We start from the raw sequence: 25,026 nt of genomic DNA, 5'->3' as shown, positions 1-25,026 counted from the left end.
GATTAAACGGCAGTGCTCAAGCATCCAGCGCTAAATCCAGGAATGAGTAAGAAAAACGAGGGATCGGGTTGAAAGAGGGGAACTAAGTCGCTCATACTCTTACGTTGTTATCCGCATCGCACTTCCGGATGCAGGGGTGAATAAACGATACCGCACGGTAATCAATAAAAAGGAACACGCCATGGCAGAAGAAACGATTTTCAGCAAAATTATTCGTCGCGAAATTCCGGCGGACATTGTTTTTCAGGATGATCTGGTGACTGCTTTTCGTGATATCTCTCCCCAGGCGCCGACCCATATTTTGATTATTCCCAACGTTCTGGTCCCCACTGTTAATGAGGTTTCTGCTGAGCATGAGCTGGCGTTAGGGCGCATGTTCACGGTCGCGGCGAAAATTGCCGAAGCGGAAGGGATTGCTGAAGACGGCTATCGCCTGATGGTCAACTGCAATCGCCACGGCGGGCAAGAGGTCTATCATATTCATATGCATCTGCTGGGTGGCCGTCCATTGGGTCCAATGCTTGCGCATAAAGGATAATGAAATGAAAGGTGGCCGAATTGCTGCTCTGCTGACGGCGATGCTATTGGCGGGCTGTGGGTCGCACCCGGAGATCCCGGTGGGCGAACAACAAACGCTGGTCATGGAGGCCAATGTTCTGGCCGCCGGTATTAGCGCCGACAAACCTGAACTCACCACCTCCGAAATCCAGGCGACCGCGTCGTCACAGCTCTATAACGAGCGGAGCACGCCTGTCACCGTTCACTATCGTTTTTACTGGTACGACGCCAGAGGACTGGAAATGCATCCGCTGGAAGCACCGCGTGAGGTGACCATTCCAGCACAGTCCTCGGTCAAACTTTACGGCAGCGCAAACAGTCTGGGTGCGCATAAAGTCCGGCTTTATCTTTATCTTTGAGGGGTAAAAAAGTAATGAATAAACTGAGTCGCTATGCGTTTATCGCAGCCGTGGCTATCTTCCTGTCCGGTTGTGTGGCGCAACGTGAAAAGCCCGCCCCGGTTGAAGAAGCCAAACCAACGCCAGAACAGCCACAGACACAACCACCGACTACCGTGCCGGTGGTTCCAACGATTCCGGTGCAGCCTGGCCCGATTGATAACAGCACTGCACAGCCAGAACAACCTGCGCCGCGCGTACGTCATTACGACTGGAACAGCGCCGCACAACCGCTGGTGGGCAAAATGCTACAGGCAGATGGCGTAACGGCAGGCAGCGTGCTGATGGTCGATAACGTCAACAACCGCACCAACGGTTCGCTGAATACCACCGAAGCCACCGCAGCGATTAGTAATGCGCTGAAAGGGAACAACAAATTTACTCTTGTTTCCTCGCAACAGCTTGCAGTGGCTAAACAGCAGCTGGGACTTTCCCCACAGGACAGCCTGGGTTCACGCAATAAAGCGATGGGCCTGGCACGTACCGTTGGGGCGGCCTACGTGCTGTATTCCAACGCGACCGGCAACGTCAACACGCCAACGCTTTCCATGCAGCTGATGATGGTCCAGTCGGGCGAGATCCTCTGGTCAGGTAAAGGTGCGGTTGCGCAACAGTAATCTTTCGCGTGACGACTGTCTGTCACGCTATTTTCCCGGCTATCAACCCCAGGCTCACTCCACTCCCGTGGGGCTGAGCGGGGGAAGCTGCATTATCGAACGTCAGGGGCATTGCATCGTTTTGCGCAAGCATCACGATCCGTCAGCCCCTGATTTTCACTTCCGGCGTCAATTTCGCGCGCTTCGCGCCCTGCCTGCGACGCTTGCGCCACAGCCACTCGGCTATTTTCCTGGCTGGATGGCGGTTGAATATCTCGAAGGTGCGAGCGTGCCCACACTCCCGAATTCCCACGTCACCGCGGCGCTGTTGTATCATTTGCACCAGCAAAAAAACTTCGGCTGGCGGGTTTCACTGTGGCCGTTGCTTGAACGCTACTGGCAGTTCAGCAGCCCGTTACGTCGCACGCCGCACTGGCTACGTACCCTGAAGCGCCTGCATCAGCAGGGCGAACCGCAGCCTCTGCGACTGGCACCGTTGCATATGGATGTCCATGCGGGCAACATCATCGACACGCCAGCGGGACTTCGGCTGATTGACTGGGAATATGCCGCTGACGGCGATGTCGCACTTGAACTGGCAGCGGTGTGGACACAAAACCAGGTGCAGCGTTCGGAACTTATCGCGGCCTACGCGCAGGCTGCGCATCTTGATGAAGCACGTCTGGCGCAGCAGGTTAACCGCTGGCAGTCGTGGATCCAGATGCTCATGATCACCTGGTATGAATATCGCTGGCAGCAGACCGGCGACCAACAATTTATTGCGCTTGCCGATGAAGGCTGGCGCCAGTTTTCGCATAAAGGATAAGAGAGGAAAATGTGGGCCCAGTGATGTTAGACGTTGAAGGGTATGAGCTGGATGCTGAAGAGCGGGACATTCTGGCGCATCCGCTGGTGGGGGGGCTTATCCTGTTCACCCGGAACTACCACGATCCGGCGCAGCTGCGTGAGCTGGTCCGCCAGATCCGCGGTGCGTCCAAAAATCACCTCGTCGTCGCGGTGGATCAGGAAGGTGGACGCGTGCAGCGCTTCCGCGAAGGGTTCACGCAATTGCCGGCCGCGCAGTCATTCGCAGAATTGCTAGGGCTGGAGCAGGGCGGTGAGCTGGCGAAAGCTGCAGGCTGGCTGATGGCCTCAGAAATGATTGCGATGGATATCGACATCAGCTTCGCCCCGGTGCTCGACGTCGGCCACATCAGCGCGGCGATTGGCGAACGTTCTTACCACGCCGACCCACATAAAGCGCTGGCGATGGCGCGCCAGTTCATTGACGGCATGCATGATGCTGGCATGAAAACCACCGGTAAACATTTCCCGGGGCACGGTGCGGTAACGGCTGATTCCCATAAAGAAACGCCACAGGACCCGCGCTCAGAAGCCGAAATTCGCGCTAAAGACATGGCGGTATTCCAGACGCTTATTACCGAAAATCGTCTCGATGCCATCATGCCTGCGCATGTAATTTACAGCGACGTCAACCCACGTCCGGCCAGCGGTTCACCGCATTGGCTGAAAACCGTGCTGCGTGGCGAACTCGGGTTTGATGGGGTGATTTTCTCCGACGATCTGTCGATGGAAGGCGCGGCTATCATGGGGAGCTATGCGGAACGCGGTCAGGCATCACTGGACGCAGGTTGCGATATGATCCTGGTCTGCAATAATCGTAAAGGCGCGGTCAGCGTGCTGGATAACCTGTCGCCGATCAAAGCAGAGCGTGTTACAAAATTGTATCATAAAGGTTCATTTACCCGTCAGGAGCTGAGGGATTCCGCTCGCTGGAAGACGGTTAGTGCGCAGCTAAATGAACTGCACGAGCGCTGGCAGGCCCATAAAGCCGCTCTTTAACCTCCCGAACGGGATTGGCAGTGTTGTGAGGATGTCATGATTATTTATTTGCACGGTTTCGACTCAAACAGCCCGGGAAATCACGAGAAGGTGCTGCAGCTGCAGTTCATTGACCCGGATGTTCGCCTGATTAGCTACAGCACGCTTCACCCGAAGCATGACATGCAGCATTTGCTGAAAGAGGTGGACAAAATGTTGCAGCTCAACGCTGACGACCGCCCGCTAATTTGCGGCGTAGGACTTGGTGGTTACTGGGCCGAACGCATCGGTTTCCTGTGCGATATGCGCCAGGTAATCTTCAACCCGAACCTGTTCCCGCATGAGAACATGGACGGCAAGATTGACCGCCCGGAAGAGTATGCGGACATTGGCACGAAATGCGTCAGCAACTTCCGCGAGAAGAACCGGGATCGCTGCCTGGTTATCCTCTCTCGTCAGGATGAGGCGCTGAACAGCCAGCGTACAGCCGAAGAGTTGCATCATTACTACGAAATAATCTGGGACGAAGTACAGACCCATAAATTCAAGAATATTTCCCCGCATCTGCAGCGCATCAAAGCGTTCAAAACCCTCGGCTAATCCCGCTCCGGGCCTGGTGGCATCGCGTTCGCCAGGCCTACAAACTCGCCCGCATCAACTACACTTGCTCAACTTTTGGGCGGGAAAACTTGATTAATATCAATTTTGGTATGACCAATGCACCTCGCGTGATATTCTTCACATTATTGTCAGATTTAATGCATCTAACTTGTTGTTAATTAAAGGCTATTTTCATAACTTTTAATTAACAATTGGTTAATAATTTAGGGGGTCACGTTGACTACGCCATTGAAAAAGATTGTGATTGTGGGTGGTGGTGCCGGCGGGCTGGAGCTGGCTACTCAACTGGGTAGAAAGCTTGGCCGTGGCAAAAAAGCGAAAATTACGCTGGTGGACAGAAACCACAGCCATTTGTGGAAACCGCTGCTGCACGAAGTAGCAACCGGTTCACTAGATGAAGGTGTCGATGCATTGAGCTATCTGGCCCATGCGCGGAACCATCATTTCCAGTTCCAGCTCGGTTCCGTGGTGGACATTAACCGTGAGACCAAAACGCTGACGCTGGCGGAGTTGCGCGACGAAAAGGGCGAGCTGCTGGTGCCTGAGCGCAAGCTGCCGTACGACACGCTGGTGATGGCGCTGGGCAGTACCTCCAATGATTTTAATACCCCGGGCGTGAAGGAAAACTGCATTTTCCTCGACAACCCGCATCAGGCGCGTCGTTTCCACCAGGAAATGCTGAACCTATTCCTGAAGCACTCCAGCAACCTGGGCGCGAACGGTAAAGTTAACATCGCTATTGTTGGCGGCGGAGCGACCGGCGTTGAGCTGTCTGCAGAGCTGCACAACGCGGTGAAACAGCTGCACAGCTACGGCTACAAAGGCCTGACTAACGACGCGCTGAACGTCACGCTGGTGGAAGCGGGCGAACGTATTCTGCCTGCGCTGCCGCCGCGCATTTCCAGCGCCGCGCACAGCGAGCTGACCAAAATGGGCGTGCGTGTTCTGACCCAGACGATGGTCACCAGCGCCGATGCAGGCGGTCTGCATACCAAAGACGGCGAATATATCAATGCAGACTTGATGGTGTGGGCGGCAGGCATCAAAGCGCCAGATTTCATGAAAGATATTGGCGGGCTTGAAACCAACCGTATCAATCAGCTGGTGGTAGAGCCAACGCTGCAGACTACTCGTGATGCAGATATCTATGCCATCGGTGACTGCGCGTCCTGCGCACGTCCGGAAGGCGGCTTTGTGCCTCCGCGTGCGCAGGCTGCGCATCAGATGGCAAGCCTGGCGCTGCACAACATTCTGGCGCAGACCAAAGACAAGCCGCTGAAGTCGTACATCTATAAAGATCACGGCTCACTGGTCTCTCTGTCGAACTACTCCACGGTCGGTAGCCTGATGGGTAACCTGATGCGTGGCTCGATGATGGTAGAAGGGCGTATCGCGCGCTTCGTTTACATCTCGCTGTACCGTATGCACCAGATTGCACTGCACGGTTATTTCAAAACCGGGCTGATGATGCTGGTCGGCAGTATTAACCGGGTGATCCGCCCGCGTCTGAAACTGCACTAAGTTTTAAAGCGCCCGGCGGCGCTACACTTGCAGGCCTACATCTGTAGGCCCGATAAGCGTAGCGCCATCGGGCTTGTTCAGACTTCTCCGAATCCCGCGCTTTCCCCCCGAAAAACCTCTTTTTTTGATCCCAATTCTTATATCCGCATTTACTTTCAGATAGCAAAATTGTTACCAACAGCAACAAAGGAGGAACTCCCGTGAATAAATCTATGTTGGCGGGTATAGGGATTGGCGTAGCTGCTGCGCTGGGCGTGGCGGCAGTCGCTAGTCTGAACGTATTCGACCGTGGCCCGCAGTATGCGCAGGTCATTTCTGCAACCCCGATCAAAGAGAGCGTGAAAACGCCGCGTCAGGAGTGCCGTAACGTTGCGGTCACGCATCGACGTCCGGTCCAGGATGAGAACCGCATAGCGGGTTCTGTGCTGGGTGCGGTAGCAGGTGGGGTAATTGGCCATCAGTTTGGTGGTGGTCGCGGGAAAGATGTCGCTACCGTGGCGGGTGCATTGGGTGGTGGTTACGCCGGGAACCAAATCCAGGGCTCAATGCAGAATAACGATACCTACACCTCGACGCAGCAACGCTGCAAAACGGTATATGACAAGTCTGACAAAATGTTGGGTTACGACGTGACCTACAAAATTGGCGATCAGCAGGGGAAAATCCGTATGGATAAAGATCCTGGCTCTCAGATCCCACTCGATAACAATGGTCAGCTGGTTCTGAATAACAAAACGTAAAAAAGCGTTTCGTTCGTTTTGATTAGCCCTTCAATCGCTCAGGCTGAAGGGCTTTTTTTATGACATTTGTCAGCTGCTTTTCAGCATCTGTGGCCACAGGCGCATAGTGGTGTCGGTAATCTGCAATAGCGTATCAAGGCTGGCGCCTTCACGGGCACTGATCGACATCCCTTGCAAAATACAGTTCAGGAATTGCGCCAGGTCGCTAATGGACTTATCGGCCGGGATTTCCCCGCGAGACTGACGTTGAGTCAGAAACTCACACAGCGTTTTTTCCTGCATCGCATGACGCGACTTAATGGTATGCGCTATCTCTTTTGAAGACGCAGCAAGCGTCGCGGACGTGTTTATCATAAAGCAGCCCGCAGGTGTGTCTTTACTGGTAAAGCAGGTCGCCACCGCGCGGAAATAATCGTACAGTGCAGCGTCTACAGATTTCTCTTCACAGAATAACTGGGCTTCGTGCTTATCGGCAAAGCGCGAGATATACCTGTCCAGAACGGCCCGGAACAAGCCTTCTTTATTTACAAACTCTGCATACAGCGTAGGCGCTTTTGCTCCCGTCGCTTCGACGAGATCCGAGAGCGATGTGGCTTCATAGCCGTGTTGCCAGAAGAGTGTCATGGCCTTATCAAGCGCCACTTCCCTGTTGAACACTTTTGGTCGGCCACGGCTTTTTTTTACGCAACTTGCGACTTCAGTTGTCATGGTGCCGTTGTACCTCTGTGGTTGTGTTAAGCCTTCATTATAAAAACAAACACGCTGCATAACCAGCGCCCAGTCGAACAAAATAAAATAATCATATCATTATGAAAAATAAGGCATATATTATTAATATAATCATCGTTATAAAAATAATTTGACGTGTGATAAAGATCACATTATTCTTTACCTATCGATCGTTAAGTTAATAATAACGACCTGCGACAATTCATCTGCATAGGTAAAAAAATCATGAAAAGCATCAAAACCCTGGCCGTAGCCGCTGTTCTGAGTTCTCTGTCATTCGCAAGCTTCGCTGCAGTAGAAGTGCAGTCCACCCCAGTTGATCAACAAAAAGTGGGTGTGATTTCGGCTGATGCCGGCACGAATCTGGGCTCTCTGGAAGACCAGCTGGCGCAGAAAGCCGACGCGATGGGTGCTAAATCATTCCGTATTACCTCAGTTACCGGTCCAAACACCCTCCACGGGACTGCGGTAATTTATAAATAAGGCCCTCCTTATTTAGCCCTCGGCAATGCCACTGCCAAAAAAAGACCGCGACGTTTGTCGCGGTCTTTTTTATTACAGATTCTGAACCGGCGGTTCGTCATGCCGGGTGACGTTCACCGGCATCCCGGAACGTACCTCCATCGCATGCTCCATCACCTGCGCATCGGTCTGCAGCGAATCTTTGAATGTCGTCATCGTACTGTTCAGGCTTATCGGCAACACCTTAGGATCGTCATCAATGTGCGTCGACAGCGGCTGATGAACTTCCACCAGATGCACGCCGCCAGGCTCCACGGATGCTTTAATTGGCGTATTGATAATGTTTACTTTCGTGCCCGGCGTAACCTGTTTGAACAGGGTTTCGATATCGCCATCGCGCAGTCGAATACAGCCAGAGCTCACGCGCATCCCAATGCCGAAGTCGGCATTCGTGCCGTGCAGCAGATACACACCGCCGTACGCCGCAAGGCGGATCGCATGGTGTCCCATCGGGTTCTCCGGCCCGGCAGGCACGACCGCAGGTAAACTTATCCCCATCGCTTTATAACGCGCACGAATATTGGCCGTCGGCGTCCAGGTTGGATTGGCTCGTTTATCGGACACCGTGGTGACCATTTCCGGGGTGAGCGTCGTGCCGCCCAGTTGGCCAATGCCAATCGGGTAAATGGTGACGCTGTTTTTACCCGGCGGGTAGTAGTAAAGACGCAGCTCGGCGAGGTTAATCACCATGCCCTGGCGCGGGGCATCCGGGAGCAGGGTTTGCAGTGGGATAGTCAACACGCTACTCGCACGCGGAACATACGGATCGACGCCAGGGTTCGCCTGTAACAGGGCCAAAAATCCGACGTTATATTTTTTGGCAATAGCCTCAAGTGAACCGCCGTTGTCTTCGACGACGTGATAGCGGTTTTCGCCCACCAGGCGGCTGCCAGACGGGGGAAGGGGCCAGGTGTTAGCGCGCGCGGGAAGGGCCGCGGCAAGAGTTACGACGACTGACAACAGGGCCAGTATGCGCAGGAAACGCGATTGAATCATCATCACAGCACATCCATAACGGTGATTGAGCAGGGAAAACCCTCATTATGGCGTTAATGCGTGTCTGGATGTTTCAGTGGTATGCAAAGAGTGTGTAAATTAATGCGCAGCGGAAAGCCCCGGCAACATGCGCTGCCGGGGGACGTCAGAGGTTATGCGACGGCGTTTTCTTCGAGTTGCTGCATGAAGTTGCGCACCCATTCCATACGGTTTTTCCGCTCGGCCAGTTCCTGGAAGAACTTCAGACGCGTCGGTCCATCAAGACGATAATGCTGCGGCTGTTTTTGCAACAGACCAATCAGCCAGGCCGGGTTGACGTGGTTTTTCTCGTTGAACTCAATCACGCCGCCTTTTTCGTTGCCTTCGAGTTTACGAATGCCGAGCTTCTGCGCCTGCTGACGCAAACGGGCGATATCCAGCAGGTTACGCGCGGCATCCGGCAACAGGCCAAAGCGGTCGATAAGTTCGACTTTTAGCTCGTCCAGCGCCTGCTCGCCTTTGGCGCTGGCGATCCGTTTGTAGAACGACAGTCGCGTGTTGACGTCAGGAATGAAATCCTCCGGCAGCAGTGACGGCATCCGCAACTCGACTTCCGTTTGCTGGCTGGTCAAATCTTCCAGTGACGGCTCACGGCCTTCTTTCAACGCGTCCACCGCATTTTCCAGCAGCTCCATATACAACGAGAAGCCGATGGTTTCCATCGATCCGCTCTGATCCTCGCCAAGCAGTTCGCCCGCACCGCGGATCTCCAGATCGTGCGTCGCCAGTGCAAAACCCGCGCCTAAATCTTCCAGCGAGGCGATGGCTTCAAGGCGTTTTTGTGCATCGGTCGTCATCGCTTTTGGATGCGGGGTCAGCAGCCAGGCATAGGCCTGATGGTGCGAACGGCCCACGCGACCACGCAGCTGGTGGAGCTGCGCCAGACCAAAGTGATCCGCACGTTCGATGATGATGGTGTTGGCAGTCGGAATGTCGATCCCGGTTTCGATTATCGTGGTACACACCAGCACGTTGAAACGCTGGTGGTGGAAATCGTTCATCACGCGTTCCAGTTCGCGTTCGCGCATCTGGCCGTGGCCAATGGCAATTCGCGCTTCCGGCACCAGTTCCGCCAGTTTATCCGCCGCTTTTTGAATGTTTTCGACGTCGTTGAAGAGGTAGTAAACTTGCCCGCCACGCAGCACTTCACGCAGAATGGCTTCGCGAACCACCAGCTTGTCGTATTCACGTACGAAGGTTTTAACCGCCAGGCGACGTGCCGGTGGTGTGGCGATAATCGACAAATCGCGCATGCCGCTCATCGCCATGTTCAGCGTTCGTGGAATAGGCGTAGCGGTGAGGGTCAGAATGTCGACGTCGGCACGCATCGCTTTGATACGTTCTTTGTGGCGCACGCCGAAACGGTGCTCTTCATCGACGATCAGCAGGCCGAGATCGCGCCACTTCACGTCGCTTTGCAGCAGTTTGTGCGTCCCAATCAGAATATCGATTTTCCCCTCGCTGGCCTGTTCCAGAATTTGCGTCTGCTCTTTGGCACTGCGGAAGCGGGAGAGCATTTCGATGCGCACCGGCCAGTTGGCGAAGCGGTCGCGGAAGTTGTCGAAGTGCTGTTGCGCCAGCAGGGTGGTGGGCACCAGCACCGCCACCTGCTTATTGTTTTCTACCGCCAGGAACGCGGCGCGCATAGCGACTTCCGTTTTACCGAAGCCTACGTCGCCGCACACCAGACGGTCCATCGCCAGCGGCTGGCACATATCACTTAGCACGGCGTTAATCGCCTGAGCCTGATCCGGCGTGGTTTCAAATGGGAATGTATCGCAGAACATCTGATACTGTTCCCGGTCGTGTTTAAACGCAAAGCCGGATTTCGCCGCACGTTGCGCGTAGATATCCAGTAGTTCTGCAGCGACATCACGCACTTTTTCAGCGGCTTTCTGACGCGCGCGCGCCCAAACGTCGCCGCCCAGTTTATGCAGTGGGGCGTTGTCTTCTGCACCTCCGGCGTATCGGCTGATCAAATGCAGCGACGACACCGGCACGTACAGTTTTGCGTCATTGGCGTAGGTGAGCATCAGATACTCACCGGTAATGCCACCGGCTTCGAGCGTGGTCATGCCCGCGTAGCGGCCGACGCCATGCTCCAGATGCACCACCGGCTGACCAGGATGCAGCTCGGCCAGGTTACGAATCAGCGTATCCGGGTTGATGGTCCGGCGCGAATCCTGACGACGGCGCGCCACGCGCTCACCCAGCAGATCGCTTTCGCAAATCAGCGCCCGGTTACGCAGCGTATCGATGTAGCCATGTTCCGCGGAGCCAATCATCAGATAGCGGCTGTTGCCGTCACACTCGTCCAGACGCTGAATGCGTTTTGGCGAGAGTTTAATGCGTGCCAGCAGTTCGCCCAGCGCTTCACGTCGGCCTTCACTTTCTACTGAGAAAATAACCGGCCCATCGAAGCCTTCGAGGAAACGACGCAGACTATCCAGCGGCGCTTTCTGCTGGGCTTGCACCGCGAGGTCCGGCAGCTTCTGATAGCCAAGATTCACGTTCGCGGCTTTATCGGTAAGCATGTCCGTTTTTAGCTGAACGCGAGGCCATTTTTTCAGCTCGCTGAACAGCTCATCGGTGCGCAGCCACAGGTTTTCGGGTTCCAGCAGGGGACGCATCGGGTCAACGCCACGGTTTTCAAACCGCGCGCGGGTGTCGGCTTCAAAACGCTGCGCGCTGGCTTCCGGGTCGCCGGTATTCACCAGCAACGTATTGGCCGGGAAATAGCTGAACAACGGCGGCAGCGGCTCGCTGAAGAACAGCGGCTGCCAGTATTCGATGCCCGTCGGTAACGTGCCTTTGCTCACCTGTTGATAGATGTGCTCCGCGTCGCGTTTGACCTCAAACTTATCGCGCCACTGGCTGCGGAACAGTTCAATGGCGGTTTTGTCGGTCGGGAATTCGTGCGCGGGCAGAAGGTTGATGGCATCGACTTCCTCCAGCGTGCGCTGGGTATCGGCATCAAAAAGCCGCAGGCTGTCAATTTCGTCATCGAAGAAATCCAGACGGTACGGTCGGTCGCTGCCCATCGGGAATAAATCCAACAGCGCGCCACGGGTGGCGTATTCACCGTGTTCCATTACCTGATCAACATGACGATAACCCGCGCTATCGAGCTGAGCTCGCAGCGCATCGCGTGAAAGGCGCTGGCCTTTTTGCATCACCAGCGCATGACCGTGCAAATAGCTGTGTGGGCACACGCGTTGCATAAGCGTATTCACCGGTACGATCAGCACGCCGCGCTGCATGGTTGGCAGCTGATAGAGCGTCGAAAGGCGCGAGGAGATAATTTCCTGATGCGGCGAGAAACTGTCGTAAGGCAGCGTTTCCCAGTCGGCAAGATTCATCACCAGTTCGTCGGTGAACTGGGCAATTTCATCCTGCAAACGCAGGGCGTTTTGCATGTCGGGGGCGATAAGCACCACCGGGCCACGGTGGCGTTCGATAATCTGAGCAACTTCTGTTGCGCAAGCGGCGCCGGTTAACTCACCGAGCAGACGCTGCTCGCCCGCCTTGGTCGGTAGGGCGTATCGTTGTTTTTCAGGCATAAATAATGTCGGGGTCCCGTAAAGGTTTACCCCCTGATTATGGGGGCAAACCGCCGCTCTTCAATGAAGATTATTATCCTCAATCGACCGACATTAGCAAATCAGGGCGCGATTACGGCCGACTGGATGCTATAGAGGGAGGGGAAAAGAAGATATCGCCCGCCAGGCGCTGGGACAGACTGCGCGCCAGCATCCCGGTGGCGACGCACAGCAGCAAACTGAAGAACGGATAGAATAGCAAAATCGCGAATTCCAGCGACGGCGAACGCGCCTGGGCGCTAAACCAGCCGATCAGTAGCAGGCTGAAAATTTCGACAAGGATACGATGGGTGGTATAGATAGCGATGGTATTTGAGCCCACCACGTTCAGCAGAGAACGGTCTGATGGCGGGAAGCGTCGGCCAACGGCGTAAAAGACTTTCATGATCACAAAAATCGACAGCAGCGACAGGAACAGCGGCGTGCGTGCAAACCACAGTCCAACGGCGAAGAAAGCCAGTACCCCCAGTGGCAGCCAGCGGCGACGTACGTCAAAGGCCATCATCCATGCCATTAATGCCGTGCCGTACCATGCGCCTAATGCGTAATAGATGACGTTACGCAGCACGCTGTTCATACCCCACCACGGCGTCGGCAGGAAATTAATCGCAATGCTGAGCAGCGCCAACCCGGTGATCATCAGCGTTTTACCGCGCGAGGTCAGCTTGCACAGCACGAAGTAGGCAATAAGCGCGTACAGGTACCACAGGCTGGTGCTGGCGGTGAGCATGGCCTGCGCAAATTCGCTGAAGCTGCCAGCATAGGCTGCGTTGGCGCTGGTGTTGACGACTCTGTCCGGTGCCAGCCACTGCGTGATATGGCTTAATGCCTGCCATTGTAAAATGCCCCACAGCACCAGTACCCACAGAATATTGCCGACGCGCTTGCCAAGGCTGTCACGCCATGAAACGCCGTCAATGTACCGCTGAATGAGGAAGCCGGAGATAAAAAAGAACACCGGCATACGGAAAGGCGCCAGATAGAGATTGAAGTACACCCAGCATTTCGCCAGCGTCCCAGACCATGGATGCTGGAAGCTGCTGAGGTGCGGATAGAAGGTGATAACCGAGTGGTAAAATACCACCAGGCAGATGCATAGCCCCTTGATTTGATTAAGCCATAGTGTTTTTTCTTTCATGACGATCCACGTTTTTCATTGCCATTAACAAGCGACTATCCTCAAGGGCTTTTGACGGGGAGTAATGGGTAACATTCTGTATTTGATTCATTTTCAGATAAAGATCAGGGTGCGGGTATCTGGTTTAGCGCATTTACGCTCAGGTCTTTCGCTTATATACTCGGGCTCTCGCTAACAGCAACCAGACGGATTACATGTACCAACCTGTCGCACTATTCATTGGCCTGCGTTACATGCGTGGGCGCGCAGCGGACCGCTTCGGTCGCTTTGTCTCCTGGCTGTCGACTATCGGCATTACGCTTGGCGTAATGGCGCTGGTGACCGTGTTGTCGGTCATGAACGGTTTTGAGCGCGAGCTGCAAAACAACATCCTCGGGCTGATGCCGCAGGCGGTTCTGAGCGCAGATCAGGGTTCAGTGAACCCGCAGAAAATTCCTGAAACCGAAGCCAGGTTGAAGGGCGTGACCCGCGTTGCGCCGCTGACCACCGGTGATGTGGTTATCCAGAGCCCGCGCAGTGTGGCGGTGGGCGTGATGCTCGGTATCGATCCGAGCCAAAACGATCCGCTGACGCCGTTCCTCGTTAACGTCAAACAAACCGCGCTACAAACCGGGCAGTACAACGTCATTCTTGGCGAACAGCTGGCCGGGCAACTGGGCGTGAAACGTGGCGATCAAATTCGCATCATGGTGCCGTCCGCCAGCCAGTTCACGCCGATGGGCCGCGTACCGAGCCAGCGTTTGTTTAACGTGATTGGCACGTTTGCCGCAAACAGCGAAGTCGACGGTTACCAGATGCTGGTCAATATTCAGGACGCTTCACGTCTGATGCGCTACCCGCTCGGCAACATTACCGGCTGGCGTTTGTGGCTCGATAAGCCGCTGGAAGTTGACACGCTGAGCACCCAAAAACTGCCTGAAGGCACCAAATGGCAGGACTGGCGCGAGCGCAAAGGCGAGCTGTTCCAGGCCGTGCGCATGGAAAAAAACATGATGGGCCTGCTGTTGAGCCTGATCGTCGCCGTTGCCGCGTTTAACATTATTACGTCGCTGGGCCTGATGGTGATGGAGAAGCAGGGCGAAGTCGCCATTCTGCAAACGCAAGGGCTGACGCCGCGCCAGATTATGGCGGTGTTTATGGTTCAGGGTGCCAGTGCAGGTGTGATTGGCGCGCTGCTCGGCGCACTGCTTGGCCTGCTGCTTGCCAGCCAGCTCAATAACTTGATGCCGATTATCGGCGCGTTCGTTGACGGCGGCGCGTTGCCGGTTGCCATTGAACCGCTGCAAGTGGTCGTCATTGCGCTAGTGGCGATGCTGCTGGCGCTGCTTTCTACGCTTTATCCTTCATGGCGCGCTGCCGCCACCCAACCCGCTGAGGCTTTACGTTATGAATAAGATCCTGTTGCAATGCGACGACCTGTGCAAACGCTATCAGGAAGGCACTGTGCAGACCGACGTGCTGCATAACGTCAGTTTCAGCATTGGGGAAGGCGAGATGATGGCGATTGTCGGCAGCTCTGGCTCCGGCAAAAGTACGCTGCTGCACCTGCTCGGCGGGCTGGACACGCCAACGTCCGGTGACGTGATTTTCAGCGGTCAGCCGCTGTCGAAAATGACGCTGGCGGCGAAAGCTGAACTGCGTAACCGCGAGCTCGGCTTTATCTATCAGTTCCACCATCTGCTGCCGGATTTCACTGCCGAAGAAAACGTGGCAATGCCGCTGCTGATTGGCAAGAAGAAACCGGCTGAAATTCAGGAACGCGCCCGCGCGATGCTGGCTGCGGTGGGCCTCGATCATCGTCGCAGTCACCGTCCGTCTGAACTCTCCGGCGGTGAGCGCCAGCGCGTGGCCATTGCCCGTGCGCTGGTCAATAACCCGCGTCTGGTGATGGCGGATGAACCGACCGGTAACCTCGATGCCCGTAACGCAGACAGTATTTTCCAGCTACTCGGCGACCTCAATAAACAGCAGGGCACCGCGTTCCTGGTAGTGACTCACGATCTGCAGCTGGCAAAACGCATGAGCCGCCAGCTGGAGATGCGCGACGGCCACCTGAACGATCAACTGACCCTGATGGGGGCGCAGTAAATGGCGTCTCCGTTATCCCTGCTTATTGGCTTACGTTTTAGCCGTGGCCGCCGTCGTGGCGGCATGGTGTCGCTGATTTCCGTCATTTCAACTGTCGGCATTGCGCTGGGCGTGGCGGTATTAATTGTCGGTCTGAGTGCGATGAACGGTTTTGAGCGTGAGCTCAACAACCGCGTACTGGCGGTGGTGCCGCACGGTGAAATCGAACCGGTTAACCAGCCGTGGAACAACTGGCATGATGCGCTGACCAACGTTGAAAAAGTCAAAGGTATCGCTGCGGCGGCACCGTATATCAACTTCACCGGCCTGATTGAAAGCGGCAGCAACATGCGCGCCATTCAGATCAAGGGCGTCGACCCGCAGCAGGAAAACCAGCTCAGCGCGCTGCCGAAATACGTGCAGAATAACGCCTGGGGCAATTTCAAAGCGGGCGACCAGCAGATTATTTTGGGCAAAGGCGTGGCCGATGCGCTGAAGGTTAAACAGGGCGACTGGGTATCTATTATGATCCCGAACGCTGACAAAGAGCACCAGTTGCTGCAGCCTAAGCGCGTGCGTCTGCACGTGAGCGGGATTTTGCAGCTTAGCGGCCAACTCGACCACAGCTTCGCGATGATCCCGATGCCGGATGCGCAACAGTATCTGGACATGGGCAGCAGCGTGACCGGAATTGCCATCAAGGTGAACGATGTCTTTAGCGCCAACAAACTGGTGCGCGACGCCGGCGAAGTGACCAACAGCTACGTCTACATCAAGAGCTGGATCGGCACCTACGGCTACATGTATCGCGACATCCAGATGATCCGTGCAATCATGTATCTGGCGATGATTCTGGTGATTGGCGTGGCCTGTTTCAATATCGTTTCTACGCTGGTGATGGCGGTAAAAGACAAGAGCAGCGATATCGCGGTGCTGCGTACGCTGGGCGCCAAAGACGGCTTAATTCGCGCAATTTTCGTCTGGTATGGTCTGCTGGCCGGCCTGTTAGGCAGCCTGTGCGGCGTGGTGATTGGCGTGCTGTGCGCACTGAATCTGACGGCTATCATCAATGGCATCGAAAAACTTATAGGCCATCAGTTCCTGTCTGGCGACATCTATTTTATCGACTTCCTGCCATCTGAACTTCACTGGCTGGATGTCTTTTATGTGCTGGTCACGGCACTGCTGCTGAGCCTGCTGGCGAGCTGGTATCCTGCCCGCCGCGCCAGCCGAATTGATCCTGCAAGAGTGTTAAGTGGCCAGTAATTTCGCGTCATGACCCGGCGGGGCGTTGCCGCCCGGGTCAGTTAAGAGGAATTGCTATGTTCTACGGATTTGACATTGGCGGCAGCAAAATTGCCCTTGGGGTATTCGACGCACAGCGGCGGTTACAGTGGGAAAAACGCACTCCGACGCCGCGCGACAGCTATGAATCCTTTCTGCAGGCCGTTTGCGAGCTGGTCGCTGAAGCCGATGAACGCTTTGGCGTAAAAGGCAGTGTCGGCATCGGTATTCCGGGAATGCCCGAAACCGCTGATGGCACGCTGTACGCGGCCAACGTTCCTGCCGCCAGCGGTCAAAAGCTGCGTCAGGATCTCTCTGTTCGTCTCGACCGCGATGTGCGTCTCGACAACGACGCCAACTGTTTTGCACTCTCTGAAGCCTGGGACGACGAATTCACGCAATATCCGCTGGTGATGGGGCTTATTCTCGGCACGGGCGTTGGCGGCGGTTTAGTTCTGAACGGGAAATCGATAACCGGTCACAGTTACATCACCGGCGAGTTCGGCCATATCCGTCTGCCTGTGGATGCGCTGGACGTCGTGGGGCGCGATTTTCCACTGACCCGCTGCGGCTGCGGCCAGTTGGGGTGTATCGAAAACTATCTCTCAGGCCGCGGCTTTGCCTGGCTGTATGAGCACTATAATCAGCAGGCGTTAAGCTCACCGGAGATCGTCGCGCAGTGGGAGCAGGGCGAAACCAAAGCCCGTGAACACGTCGAGCGTTACCTCGATTTGCTTGCCGTGTGTCTGGGAAATATTATGACTATTGTCGATCCTGATTTACTGGTGATCGGCGGTGGATTGTCTAACTTTGCTGCGATAACAGACGGGCTGGCAACACGCTTGCCACGCCATCTGTTGCCGGTGGCTCGCGTGCCTCGCATTGAGCGCGCCCGCCACGGCGATGCCGGAGGAATGCGCGGTGCCGCATTCCTGCATCTTACGGATTGATACAGGGGTTATTATGCAGTCGCGTCGCTTCCATCGACTCAGTCGTTTTCGCCTTACTAAACGCCGCCTGCACGATCGTCTGCGCCAGCGGGTTTTCTTCAGAGACAGAGCGGTGCCGGAAGAGATGGTTAAACCCAGAGTGGTGGTGCTGACCGGGGCGGGGATCTCTGCCGAATCCGGGATCCGCACGTTCCGTGCAGCAGATGGTCTATGGGAAGAACACCGTGTCGAAGACGTGGCGACGCCGGAAGGTTTTGCCCGTGACCCGGCGCTGGTGCAGGCGTTTTATAACGCCCGTCGCCAGCAGCTCCAGCAGTCCGAAATTCAGCCGAATGCGGCGCATCTGGCGCTGGCAAAGCTTGAAGAAGAATTGGGTGACCGCTTCCTGTTGGTGACGCAAAACATCGACAATTTGCATGAGCGGGCAGGGAACAAGCGCATTATTCATATGCACGGCGAATTGCTGAAAGTGCGCTGTAACTGGAGTGGACAAGTTTTCGAGTGGACGGGGGATGTTACCGTTGACGACAAATGCCACTGCTGCCAGTTCCCGCAGCCGCTGCGTCCTCACGTGGTATGGTTCGGCGAAATGCCGCTTGGCATGGACGAGATCTACGAAGCGCTGGCGATGGCCGATGAGTTTATCGCTATCGGCACTTCCGGACATGTCTACCCGGCTGCCGGTTTCGTGCATGAAGCGAAACTGCAGGGCGCGCACACCGTCGAACTCAATCTCGAACCGAGCCAGGTCGGCAGCGAGTTCGAAGAGAAACATTATGGGATGGCGAGTGATGTCGTTCCCGAGTATGTGGCGAAGCTACTGAAAGGGCTTTAAGTTATGGAAAAAAGGCGGAGCATTGCTCCGCCTTTTCGCATATTACCGGCCTGCTTTCAGCTTCTGGTAATAATCTTCGTAGATACGGCTGGCGTCACCGACGTCGTTCTGCCACTCACCTTTCTTAATGGTTTCCGCATCCGGATACAGTGATTTGTCGTTGGCGACGTTTGGATCCAGCAGTTTACGCGCCGCCAGGTTTGGCGTCGGGTAGCCGATGGTTTCTGCAACCTGTTTGGCGACATCCGGGCGTAGCAGGAAGTTAATCAACTTCAGCGCGCCGTCGACGTTTTTGGCATTTGCAGGAATGGCCAGGCTGTCCATCCAGAAAATACCGCCTTCTTTCGGCCATACCACGTCCAGCGGCGTTCCGGCCTGACGAGCCACGTACGCAGAACCGTTCCACACCATGCCCAGATTCACTTCGCCTTCCATATACGGGTTCGCCGGGTTATCGGAGTTAAACGCCGCGACGTTAGGCATCAATTTTTGCAGCTCTTTGTACGCCGCCTCAATCTCTTTCGGGTCGGTGGTGTTGCCGGAATAGCCCAGTTTACGCAGCGCAATCTGGAACACTTCGCGCGCGTCGTCGGTCAGCAGCAGGCTGCCTTTATATTCCGGTTTCCACAGGTCGGCCCAGCGGGTGACAGTTTTCGGGTCAATCGCGTCGCTGTTCACGCCAATCGCCGTGGCACCCCAGATGTACGGAATCGAATAGTCGTTGTTCGGATCAAATGGCTTGTTCAGCATTTCCGGGTCAAGATTGCTGAAGTTTGTCAGCTTGCTTTTGTCGATCTTCTGGATCATGCCTTCTTTGCGCATTTTGTCGACAAAGTAGGTAGAAGGCACCACCAGATCGTACGCGCCGTCTTTATAGGTTTTCAGCTTGGCGTACATGGTTTCATTCGATTCATAGGTCGAATAGATAACCTTGATCCCGGTTTCTTTGGTGAATTGCTCCAGCAGGCCCGGCGGTACGTATTCGGTCCAGTTATAGAAATAGAGCGTTTTGCTGTCATCGGCGTGCGCCGCACCCATTCCGAGCACCAGCGCGGCGGCGGCAAGCATTTTTTTCATTTCGATGTCCTCTGAGATTTCGTTTTATCACGAGCAACGATCTGGCTGGCAACCACCATAACCAGAGAAAGTATTAACAGAATGGTCGCCAGCGCATTCACTTCTGGTGAAACGCCGACTTTAACCATCGAGTAAATCTTGAGCGGCAAAATTTCATAGCCCGGACCGGTGACGAACGAGGAAACCACCACGTCATCCATCGACAGGGTAAAGCTAAGCAGCCATCCGGCAGCGACCGCAGGCATCGCCAGCGGCAGGATGATTTTACGCAGGATAGTCATTTCGCTGGCGCCCAGATCTTTCGCGGCCTCCAGCATTCGCACGTCAAAGCCTTTCAGGCGAGAGTAAACGGTGACCACCACAAACGGCAGGCAGAAAGTGATGTGCGAGAACAACAGCGACCAGAAGCCGAGCTGAATGCCAATCAGCATAAACAGCACCAGCAGCGAGATCGCCATCACGATATCCGGCGACATCATCACCACAAACAACATGCCGCTGACGAACGGTTTACCGCGAAAACGATAGCGAAACAGTGCCACCGCGGTGAGTGAGCCAATCAGCGTGGCAAACGTCGCGGAAAATACCGCCATCGTCAGCGAGTGCTGTGCCGCCTGCAACAGACTGTCGTTGTTCATCAGCAGGCTGTACCACTGGGTGGTAAAACCCCGCCAGTTAATGCCAAACCGCGAGCTGTTAAAGGAATTCACGATCAAAATAATGATCGGAATATAGAGGTAAGCGTAAATGGCGGTCATAAAGCCGCCGCGAAGCAGACGACCGATCATTCGAGTTCCACCGTTTTATTCAGCAACCGCGCAGCGCGCCAGTAAACCACCAGCATCAGGCCCATCACCAGCGTCAGCGTAATGCTGGTGGCCGCGCCGAAAGGCCAGTCGCGAATATTCAGGAATTGGCTTTTAATGACGTTGCCGATAAGCAGGTTCTTCGCGCCGCCCATCAGGTCGGAGACGTAAAACAGCCCCATTGCGGGCAGCATCACCAACAGACAGCCGGCAATAATGCCCGGCATGGTCAACGGCATGATGATGCGAATAAAGGTCTGGAACTTATTGGCACCTAAATCGCGGGCCGCTTCCAGCAGCGGTTTGTCGAGTTTCTCAATGCTGGAATAGAGCGGCATGACCATAAACGGCAGCAAAATGTAGACCAGGCCGATGATCACCGCGCTGGGCGTGTACATGATGCGAATCGGCGTATCAATCACCCCGGTCCACAGCAGGAACGCATTCAGATAGCCTTTGGTACTGAGGAAAATTTTCAGGCCGTAGATGCGAATCAGTGAGTTGGTCCAGAACGGCACAATCAGTAGAAACAGCAGCAGAGGGCGGACTTTTTCCGGCAGGCGCGCCAGGAACCAGGCGAACGGATAGCCGAGGATCAGACACGCCAGCGTGGCCAGCAGCGCCATATTCAGCGAGTGCAGTAAAACATCAAAATAGAGTGGGTCGAGTAGACGCGCGTAGTTATCCAGCGAAAAGACCATTTTGACGAAACTGGCATCGTCGCGGGTCAGGAAGCTGGTACCGATGATCATCAGGTTGGGCAGAAAGACAAATACCACCAGCCAACCGACGATGGTGGCGATAACCACCTTCTGGAATTTACTGGTGTTCTTCATCAGCCAGCACCACCTCCCAGCTTTCGACCCAATTGATGGCCATTTTTTGATCCAGAGAATGGTCGAAGTCCGGGTCATCTTCATTGAAGAATTCGCTGACCATGACCATTTTCCCGTTTTCCAGCTCAACCACGGATTCGAGGGTCATGCCCTTGTAGTTGCGCTCGCGTACGTAGCCAATCAAGCCTTCGATGTCGTTATCGTGATTAATTTCATCGACGCGCAAATCTTCCGGACGCAGCAGCACATTAAGCTTCTGGCCTTTTTCTACAGCGAAGTTGACGTAGATATTACACTCGCGGCCTTCAACGTTGGCGCGCACGCGTTGTTCATCCTGACGTGCAATCACCGTGGCGTTGAACATATTGATTTCACCAATGAATCCGGCGACGAACAGGTTCTTAGGCTCTTCATAAATTTCACGCGGCGTGCCGTCTTGCTCGATTTTGCCATCACGCATCACCACGATACGGTCAGACATGGTCAGGGCTTCTTCCTGATCGTGGGTGACGAACACAAAGGTGATGCCGAGCTTGCGCTGCAGAGCCTTCAGTTCGTTCTGCATCTGCTTACGCAGTTTGTAATCGAGCGCAGAAAGGGATTCGTCCAGTAATAATAGACGTGGTTTATTGACCACTGCGCGGGCGATAGCCACACGCTGCTGCTGTCCACCGGACAGCTGATGCGGTTTACGCTGAGCAAACTCTTCGAGCTGCACCATGCGCAGGGCATCGGTGACGCGGGGCGTTATCTCGTCGGCAGGCGTTTTTTGCATTCGCAGACCGAAGGCCACGTTCTCGAACACGGTCATATGTGGGAACAGTGCGTAGCTTTGAAAGACGGTATTAACGTGGCGGTTTTCCGCCGGGACATCGGTGATGTCGGTATCTTCAAGATGAATGCGGCCGTGGTCGACATTTTCGAGCCCGGCAATCAGGCGTAAAACCGTGGTTTTACCACAGCCGGAGGGGCCTAGCAGCGTAAGGAATTCACCATTATTGATGGTGAGATTGAGATCTGAAATGACTGTTTTACCATCAAAGCCTTTGCGAATCCCCGCCAGATGCACCAGCGGTGAAAGCGAACGCGATTGTGTATTCAATTTTTTACTCTGTCCCATGTAAACGCAGCGAATGATTCCCGCTACGGGGTGTGTGGTTAACCACCTTTAAAGGTCTGACACATAATTAAGGGCTGGCATTCTACGGCAATCCCCTGAAATCGCCAATCATTCTGCCTCCTTGTTGACTACCTTTATACAATTCGCACAGGTGATTGAAAAAAAATCTCAATTGCCGGGCCAAAAGTGACCTGACGCAATATTTAGGGATCGGTGCTTACTGATAATGTTGACACGAAAAATGAGGGCGACGACATGGATAAATTACTTGAGCGGTTTTTGCAGTACGTTTCGCTGGATACGCAGTCGAAGCCTGGTGTGCGACAGGTGCCGAGTACCGAAGGGCAGTGGAAATTGTTACGCCTGCTCAAAACGCAGCTCGAAGAACTGGGGCTGGTTGACGTCACGCTGAGTGAGAAGGGCACGGTGATGGCCACGCTGCCTGCTAACGTTGAGGGTGATATTCCGGTCATTGGTTTTATTTCTCACGTCGATACCTCACCCGATTTTAGCGGTAAAAACGTCAATGCGCAGATTGTCGAAAACTATCGCGGTGGCGATATCGCACTCGGTATCGGCGATGAAGTGCTGTCCCCGGTGATGTTCCCGGTGCTGCATCAACTGCTCGGCCAGACGTTAATCACCACCGACGGCAAAACACTGCTCGGCGCAGATGACAAAGCCGGCGTAGCGGAAATCATGACCGCGCTGGCGTTGATGAAGGCCAATAACGTGCCGCACGGCGAAATCCGCGTAGCCTTCACGCCGGATGAAGAAGTGGGCAAGGGCGCCAAACATTTTGACGTTGAGGCGTTCGGGGCGCAATGGGCGTATACCGTTGACGGCGGTGGCGTGGGTGAACTGGAGTACGAGAACTTCAACGCCGCGTCGGTGACCATCAAAATCGTGGGCAACAACGTCCATCCGGGCAGTGCCAAAGGCGTGATGGTCAATGCACTGTCGCTGGCTTCGCGCATTCATGCTGAAGTGCCCGCCGACGAAAGCCCTGAGCAGACGGAAGGCTATGAAGGTTTCTTCCACCTGACCAGTATCAAAGGCACCGTCGACAGCGCGCAGATGCACTACATCATTCGCGATTTCGACCGTAAACAGTTCGAAGCGCGGAAGCGCAAAATGATGGAAATAGCGAAAAAGGTCGGCAAAGGGTTGCACCCGGATTGCTACATCGAGCTCATCATCGAAGACAGTTATTACAACATGCGTGAAAAGGTGATGGAGCATCCGCACATTATCGAGGTCGCGCAGCAGGCGATGCGTGATTGCGATATCGAACCGCTGATGAAACCGATTCGCGGCGGCACCGATGGCTCGCAGCTTTCGTTTATGGGATTACCGTGTCCTAACATCTTTACCGGCGGCTATAACTACCACGGCAAGCACGAGTTCGCGACGCTGGAAGGAATGGAAAAAGCGGTAAGAGTGATTGTGCGGATTGCGGAGCTGACCGCTAAACGGTAGTCGGGATTTACCAGATAATTGCCCGGCGCCGCTGCGCCGCCGGGCGAATGGCTATCAGTCCTCGAAGAACCAATAACCGCAGTTAACCAACGCTGACAGCATCGCCAGGAAAGAGGGATCTTCCAGCGCATCGCCAAAGTGTTCCGCGTTCAGCTCAATATGACTCGCCAGCGCTTCCAGTGCCGGGCGGTGCGGCGAATCAATTTTCTCACCGTTCACATACACTTCACCGTCAATGCGCAGCACGCGCAGACCACCCAGACGAACCAGTTTGTCGCCCTGTTGCAGCGCGTCGTAGATTTCATCGGCCTGATACGGCGGCTCCGGCGGAGAAACGTCGAGTTCGTGACGCGTCTGGCTGATGAACTCGCCAAACCACTGGGTAAAGTGTTCCGGCTGGCTTATCATCTCGAGCATCATTGCACGCAGCTTATCGAGTTCCTGCGGAACGATATCCGCCGGATGTTCACGCGCAGGCACATCCGGGTCGGTATAACGGTGCGTCCCCAGTTCACGCTGTAACACGTAATCAGCGAAACCGCTGATCAGCTCCTTGCCGCTTGGCGCACGGAAACCGACCGAATAGTTCAGCGAGTTTTCCAGCGAATAGCCTTCGTGCGGGAAACCTGGCGGAATATAGAGAATGTCGCCCGGCTCCATTTCTTCATCGATAATCGCATCGAACGGGGAGACCTGTAGCAGGTCCAGGTGCGGGCAGTGCTGCTTCATCGGCACTTTGTCACCCACGCGCCAGCGACGGCGACCGGTGCCCTGAATGATAAAGACATCGTACTGATCCAGATGCGGGCCAACGCCGCCGCCGGGCACGGAGAACGAAATCATCAGGTCGTCAATGCGCCAGTCGGGCAGGGCGCGGAATGGGCGCATTAGCGCCGCGGTCGGTTCATGCCAGTGGTTTACCGCCTGCACCAGCAGCGACCAGTTGTTTTCACTCAGGTGATCGTAGCTCTGGAAGGGGCCGTGGCTGACCTGCCATTTGCCTTCATGGTGGCTGACGAGGCGGCTGTCCACTTCGTCTTCCATGGCGAGGCCCGCCAGTTCGTCAGGGGAAATTGGGTCGACAAAGTCGGTAAAGCCGCGCTTCAACACGACCGGGCGTTTTTGCCAGTAGCGTTCGATAAAGTCGGGCCAGTTGAGCGATAACTGATAATCCATAATATTTTATTCCACAGGCAGGCTTCTGTTGGGAGTTTGACTCTACTTCGTTCGAGTTGCATGAAGTATAACGGATGCCACTGCCCGACGATGCAGG

General features: G+C 55.0%; 24 protein-coding genes. 15 read left to right on the top strand and 9 right to left on the bottom strand.

The window, feature by feature from the left end; translation table 11 throughout:
* Positions 1-181: 181 nt before the first annotated feature.
* From hinT to MUU51_RS05570, 8 genes are all read left to right on the top strand, one after another.
* Positions 182-538, top strand: a complete 357-nt coding sequence (hinT, locus tag MUU51_RS05605; RefSeq protein ID WP_159775206.1) for a purine nucleoside phosphoramidase — start codon at positions 182-184, stop codon at positions 536-538.
* Between the two features lie 4 nt (positions 539-542).
* Positions 543-917 carry a YcfL family putative periplasmic lipoprotein gene (locus MUU51_RS05600; protein ID WP_159775208.1) on the top strand — a complete coding sequence of 125 codons (375 nt, stop codon included), beginning with the start codon at positions 543-545 and terminating at the stop codon, positions 915-917.
* A gap of 14 nt (positions 918-931) precedes the next feature.
* Positions 932-1,573: a penicillin-binding protein activator LpoB gene (lpoB, locus tag MUU51_RS05595; RefSeq protein WP_159775210.1), complete on the top strand. Its 642-nt coding sequence runs from the start codon at positions 932-934 to the stop codon at positions 1,571-1,573.
* Positions 1,554-2,378: a thiamine kinase gene (gene thiK / locus MUU51_RS05590; protein ID WP_258967306.1), complete on the top strand. Its 825-nt coding sequence runs from the start codon at positions 1,554-1,556 to the stop codon at positions 2,376-2,378. Before lpoB ends, thiK begins: the two co-directional genes overlap by 20 nt.
* 11 nt (positions 2,379-2,389) lie before the next feature.
* A complete protein-coding gene (gene nagZ, locus MUU51_RS05585; protein ID WP_258967305.1) occupies positions 2,390-3,415 on the top strand; it encodes a beta-N-acetylhexosaminidase in 1,026 nt (341 codons plus the stop codon).
* 36 nt (positions 3,416-3,451) lie between these two features.
* Positions 3,452-3,994 carry an alpha/beta hydrolase YcfP gene (gene ycfP / locus MUU51_RS05580; RefSeq protein ID WP_110509758.1) on the top strand — a complete coding sequence of 181 codons (543 nt, stop codon included), beginning with the start codon at positions 3,452-3,454 and terminating at the stop codon, positions 3,992-3,994.
* A 237-nt stretch (positions 3,995-4,231) separates the two neighbouring features.
* On the top strand, positions 4,232-5,536 hold the full coding sequence (locus tag MUU51_RS05575) for an NAD(P)/FAD-dependent oxidoreductase (protein WP_159775216.1): 1,305 nt from the start codon (positions 4,232-4,234) through the stop codon (positions 5,534-5,536).
* Between the two features lie 200 nt (positions 5,537-5,736).
* Positions 5,737-6,276 (top strand): glycine zipper 2TM domain-containing protein, encoded by a 540-nt coding sequence (locus MUU51_RS05570; RefSeq protein WP_159775218.1) that lies wholly within the window; start codon positions 5,737-5,739, stop codon positions 6,274-6,276.
* A gap of 69 nt (positions 6,277-6,345) precedes the next feature.
* On the opposite strand, the gene MUU51_RS05565 is transcribed toward MUU51_RS05570, so the two are convergent.
* Positions 6,346-6,984, bottom strand: a complete 639-nt coding sequence (locus tag MUU51_RS05565) for a TetR/AcrR family transcriptional regulator (protein ID WP_258967304.1) — start codon at positions 6,982-6,984, stop codon at positions 6,346-6,348.
* A 246-nt stretch (positions 6,985-7,230) separates the two neighbouring features.
* On the opposite strand from MUU51_RS05565, the gene bhsA reads away from it, so the two are divergent.
* Positions 7,231-7,488: a multiple stress resistance protein BhsA gene (gene bhsA / locus MUU51_RS05560; RefSeq protein ID WP_110509754.1), complete on the top strand. Its 258-nt coding sequence runs from the start codon at positions 7,231-7,233 to the stop codon at positions 7,486-7,488.
* A 72-nt stretch (positions 7,489-7,560) separates the two neighbouring features.
* Here bhsA and ldtC read toward each other — a convergent pair whose 3' ends face one another.
* From ldtC to MUU51_RS05545, 3 genes are all read right to left on the bottom strand, one after another.
* Positions 7,561-8,526 (bottom strand): L,D-transpeptidase LdtC, encoded by a 966-nt coding sequence (gene ldtC / locus MUU51_RS05555; protein WP_258967303.1) that lies wholly within the window; start codon positions 8,524-8,526, stop codon positions 7,561-7,563.
* Positions 8,527-8,675: 149 nt separating this feature from the next.
* Positions 8,676-12,122 (bottom strand): transcription-repair coupling factor, encoded by a 3,447-nt coding sequence (gene mfd / locus MUU51_RS05550; RefSeq protein WP_258967302.1) that lies wholly within the window; start codon positions 12,120-12,122, stop codon positions 8,676-8,678.
* Between the two features lie 112 nt (positions 12,123-12,234).
* Positions 12,235-13,299, bottom strand: coding sequence for an acyltransferase family protein (locus MUU51_RS05545; RefSeq protein WP_258967301.1), 1,065 nt, complete (start codon positions 13,297-13,299; stop codon positions 12,235-12,237).
* A 194-nt stretch (positions 13,300-13,493) separates the two neighbouring features.
* Here MUU51_RS05545 and lolC point away from each other — a divergent pair, with 194 nt between their 5' ends.
* From lolC to cobB, 5 genes are read left to right on the top strand one after another with little or no spacing between them, the layout of a single operon-like run.
* Positions 13,494-14,693: a lipoprotein-releasing ABC transporter permease subunit LolC gene (lolC, locus tag MUU51_RS05540; protein ID WP_159775228.1), complete on the top strand. Its 1,200-nt coding sequence runs from the start codon at positions 13,494-13,496 to the stop codon at positions 14,691-14,693.
* Positions 14,686-15,387, top strand: coding sequence for a lipoprotein-releasing ABC transporter ATP-binding protein LolD (gene lolD, locus MUU51_RS05535; protein WP_159775230.1), 702 nt, complete (start codon positions 14,686-14,688; stop codon positions 15,385-15,387). Before lolC ends, lolD begins: the two co-directional genes overlap by 8 nt.
* Positions 15,388-16,632, top strand: a complete 1,245-nt coding sequence (gene lolE, locus MUU51_RS05530; RefSeq protein ID WP_258967300.1) for a lipoprotein-releasing ABC transporter permease subunit LolE — start codon at positions 15,388-15,390, stop codon at positions 16,630-16,632. It abuts the gene before it with no gap.
* Positions 16,633-16,688: 56 nt separating this feature from the next.
* Positions 16,689-17,600: an N-acetylglucosamine kinase gene (nagK, locus tag MUU51_RS05525; RefSeq protein ID WP_258967299.1), complete on the top strand. Its 912-nt coding sequence runs from the start codon at positions 16,689-16,691 to the stop codon at positions 17,598-17,600.
* Between the two features lie 13 nt (positions 17,601-17,613).
* A complete protein-coding gene (cobB, locus tag MUU51_RS05520; protein WP_159775236.1) occupies positions 17,614-18,435 on the top strand; it encodes a Sir2 family NAD+-dependent deacetylase in 822 nt (273 codons plus the stop codon).
* Between the two features lie 42 nt (positions 18,436-18,477).
* Here cobB and potD read toward each other — a convergent pair whose 3' ends face one another.
* Genes potD through potA form a run of 4 tightly spaced genes read right to left on the bottom strand, consistent with a single transcriptional unit; the run spans position 18,478 to position 22,274 of the window.
* A complete protein-coding gene (gene potD, locus MUU51_RS05515; protein WP_258967298.1) occupies positions 18,478-19,512 on the bottom strand; it encodes a spermidine/putrescine ABC transporter substrate-binding protein PotD in 1,035 nt (344 codons plus the stop codon).
* Complete coding sequence (gene potC, locus MUU51_RS05510; protein WP_159775240.1) at positions 19,509-20,300, bottom strand: spermidine/putrescine ABC transporter permease PotC; 792 nt, start codon at positions 20,298-20,300, stop codon at positions 19,509-19,511. Before potC ends, potD begins: the two co-directional genes overlap by 4 nt.
* Positions 20,297-21,154: a spermidine/putrescine ABC transporter permease PotB gene (gene potB, locus MUU51_RS05505; RefSeq protein WP_159775242.1), complete on the bottom strand. Its 858-nt coding sequence runs from the start codon at positions 21,152-21,154 to the stop codon at positions 20,297-20,299. The genes potC and potB overlap by 4 nt, the downstream gene beginning before the upstream one ends.
* Positions 21,138-22,274, bottom strand: coding sequence for a spermidine/putrescine ABC transporter ATP-binding protein PotA (gene potA / locus MUU51_RS05500; protein WP_258967297.1), 1,137 nt, complete (start codon positions 22,272-22,274; stop codon positions 21,138-21,140). The genes potB and potA overlap by 17 nt, the downstream gene beginning before the upstream one ends.
* A 255-nt stretch (positions 22,275-22,529) precedes the next feature.
* On the opposite strand from potA, the gene pepT reads away from it, so the two are divergent.
* Positions 22,530-23,753 carry a peptidase T gene (gene pepT, locus MUU51_RS05495; RefSeq protein WP_159775246.1) on the top strand — a complete coding sequence of 408 codons (1,224 nt, stop codon included), beginning with the start codon at positions 22,530-22,532 and terminating at the stop codon, positions 23,751-23,753.
* A 54-nt stretch (positions 23,754-23,807) separates the two neighbouring features.
* Here pepT and MUU51_RS05490 read toward each other — a convergent pair whose 3' ends face one another.
* The gene (locus MUU51_RS05490) at positions 23,808-24,929 is read right to left on the bottom strand and encodes a ribosomal protein uL16 3-hydroxylase (RefSeq protein ID WP_258967296.1); all 1,122 of its coding nucleotides are present in this window, start codon (positions 24,927-24,929) and stop codon (positions 23,808-23,810) included.
* Positions 24,930-25,026 lie beyond the last annotated feature (97 nt).

Source organism: Scandinavium manionii (genome assembly GCF_024764775.1).
GTDB classification, from domain to species: domain Bacteria; phylum Pseudomonadota; class Gammaproteobacteria; order Enterobacterales; family Enterobacteriaceae; genus Scandinavium; species Scandinavium manionii.
The sequence above is the reverse complement of the archived record's forward strand: the minus strand, read 5'-3'. Positions and strand labels throughout refer to the sequence as shown.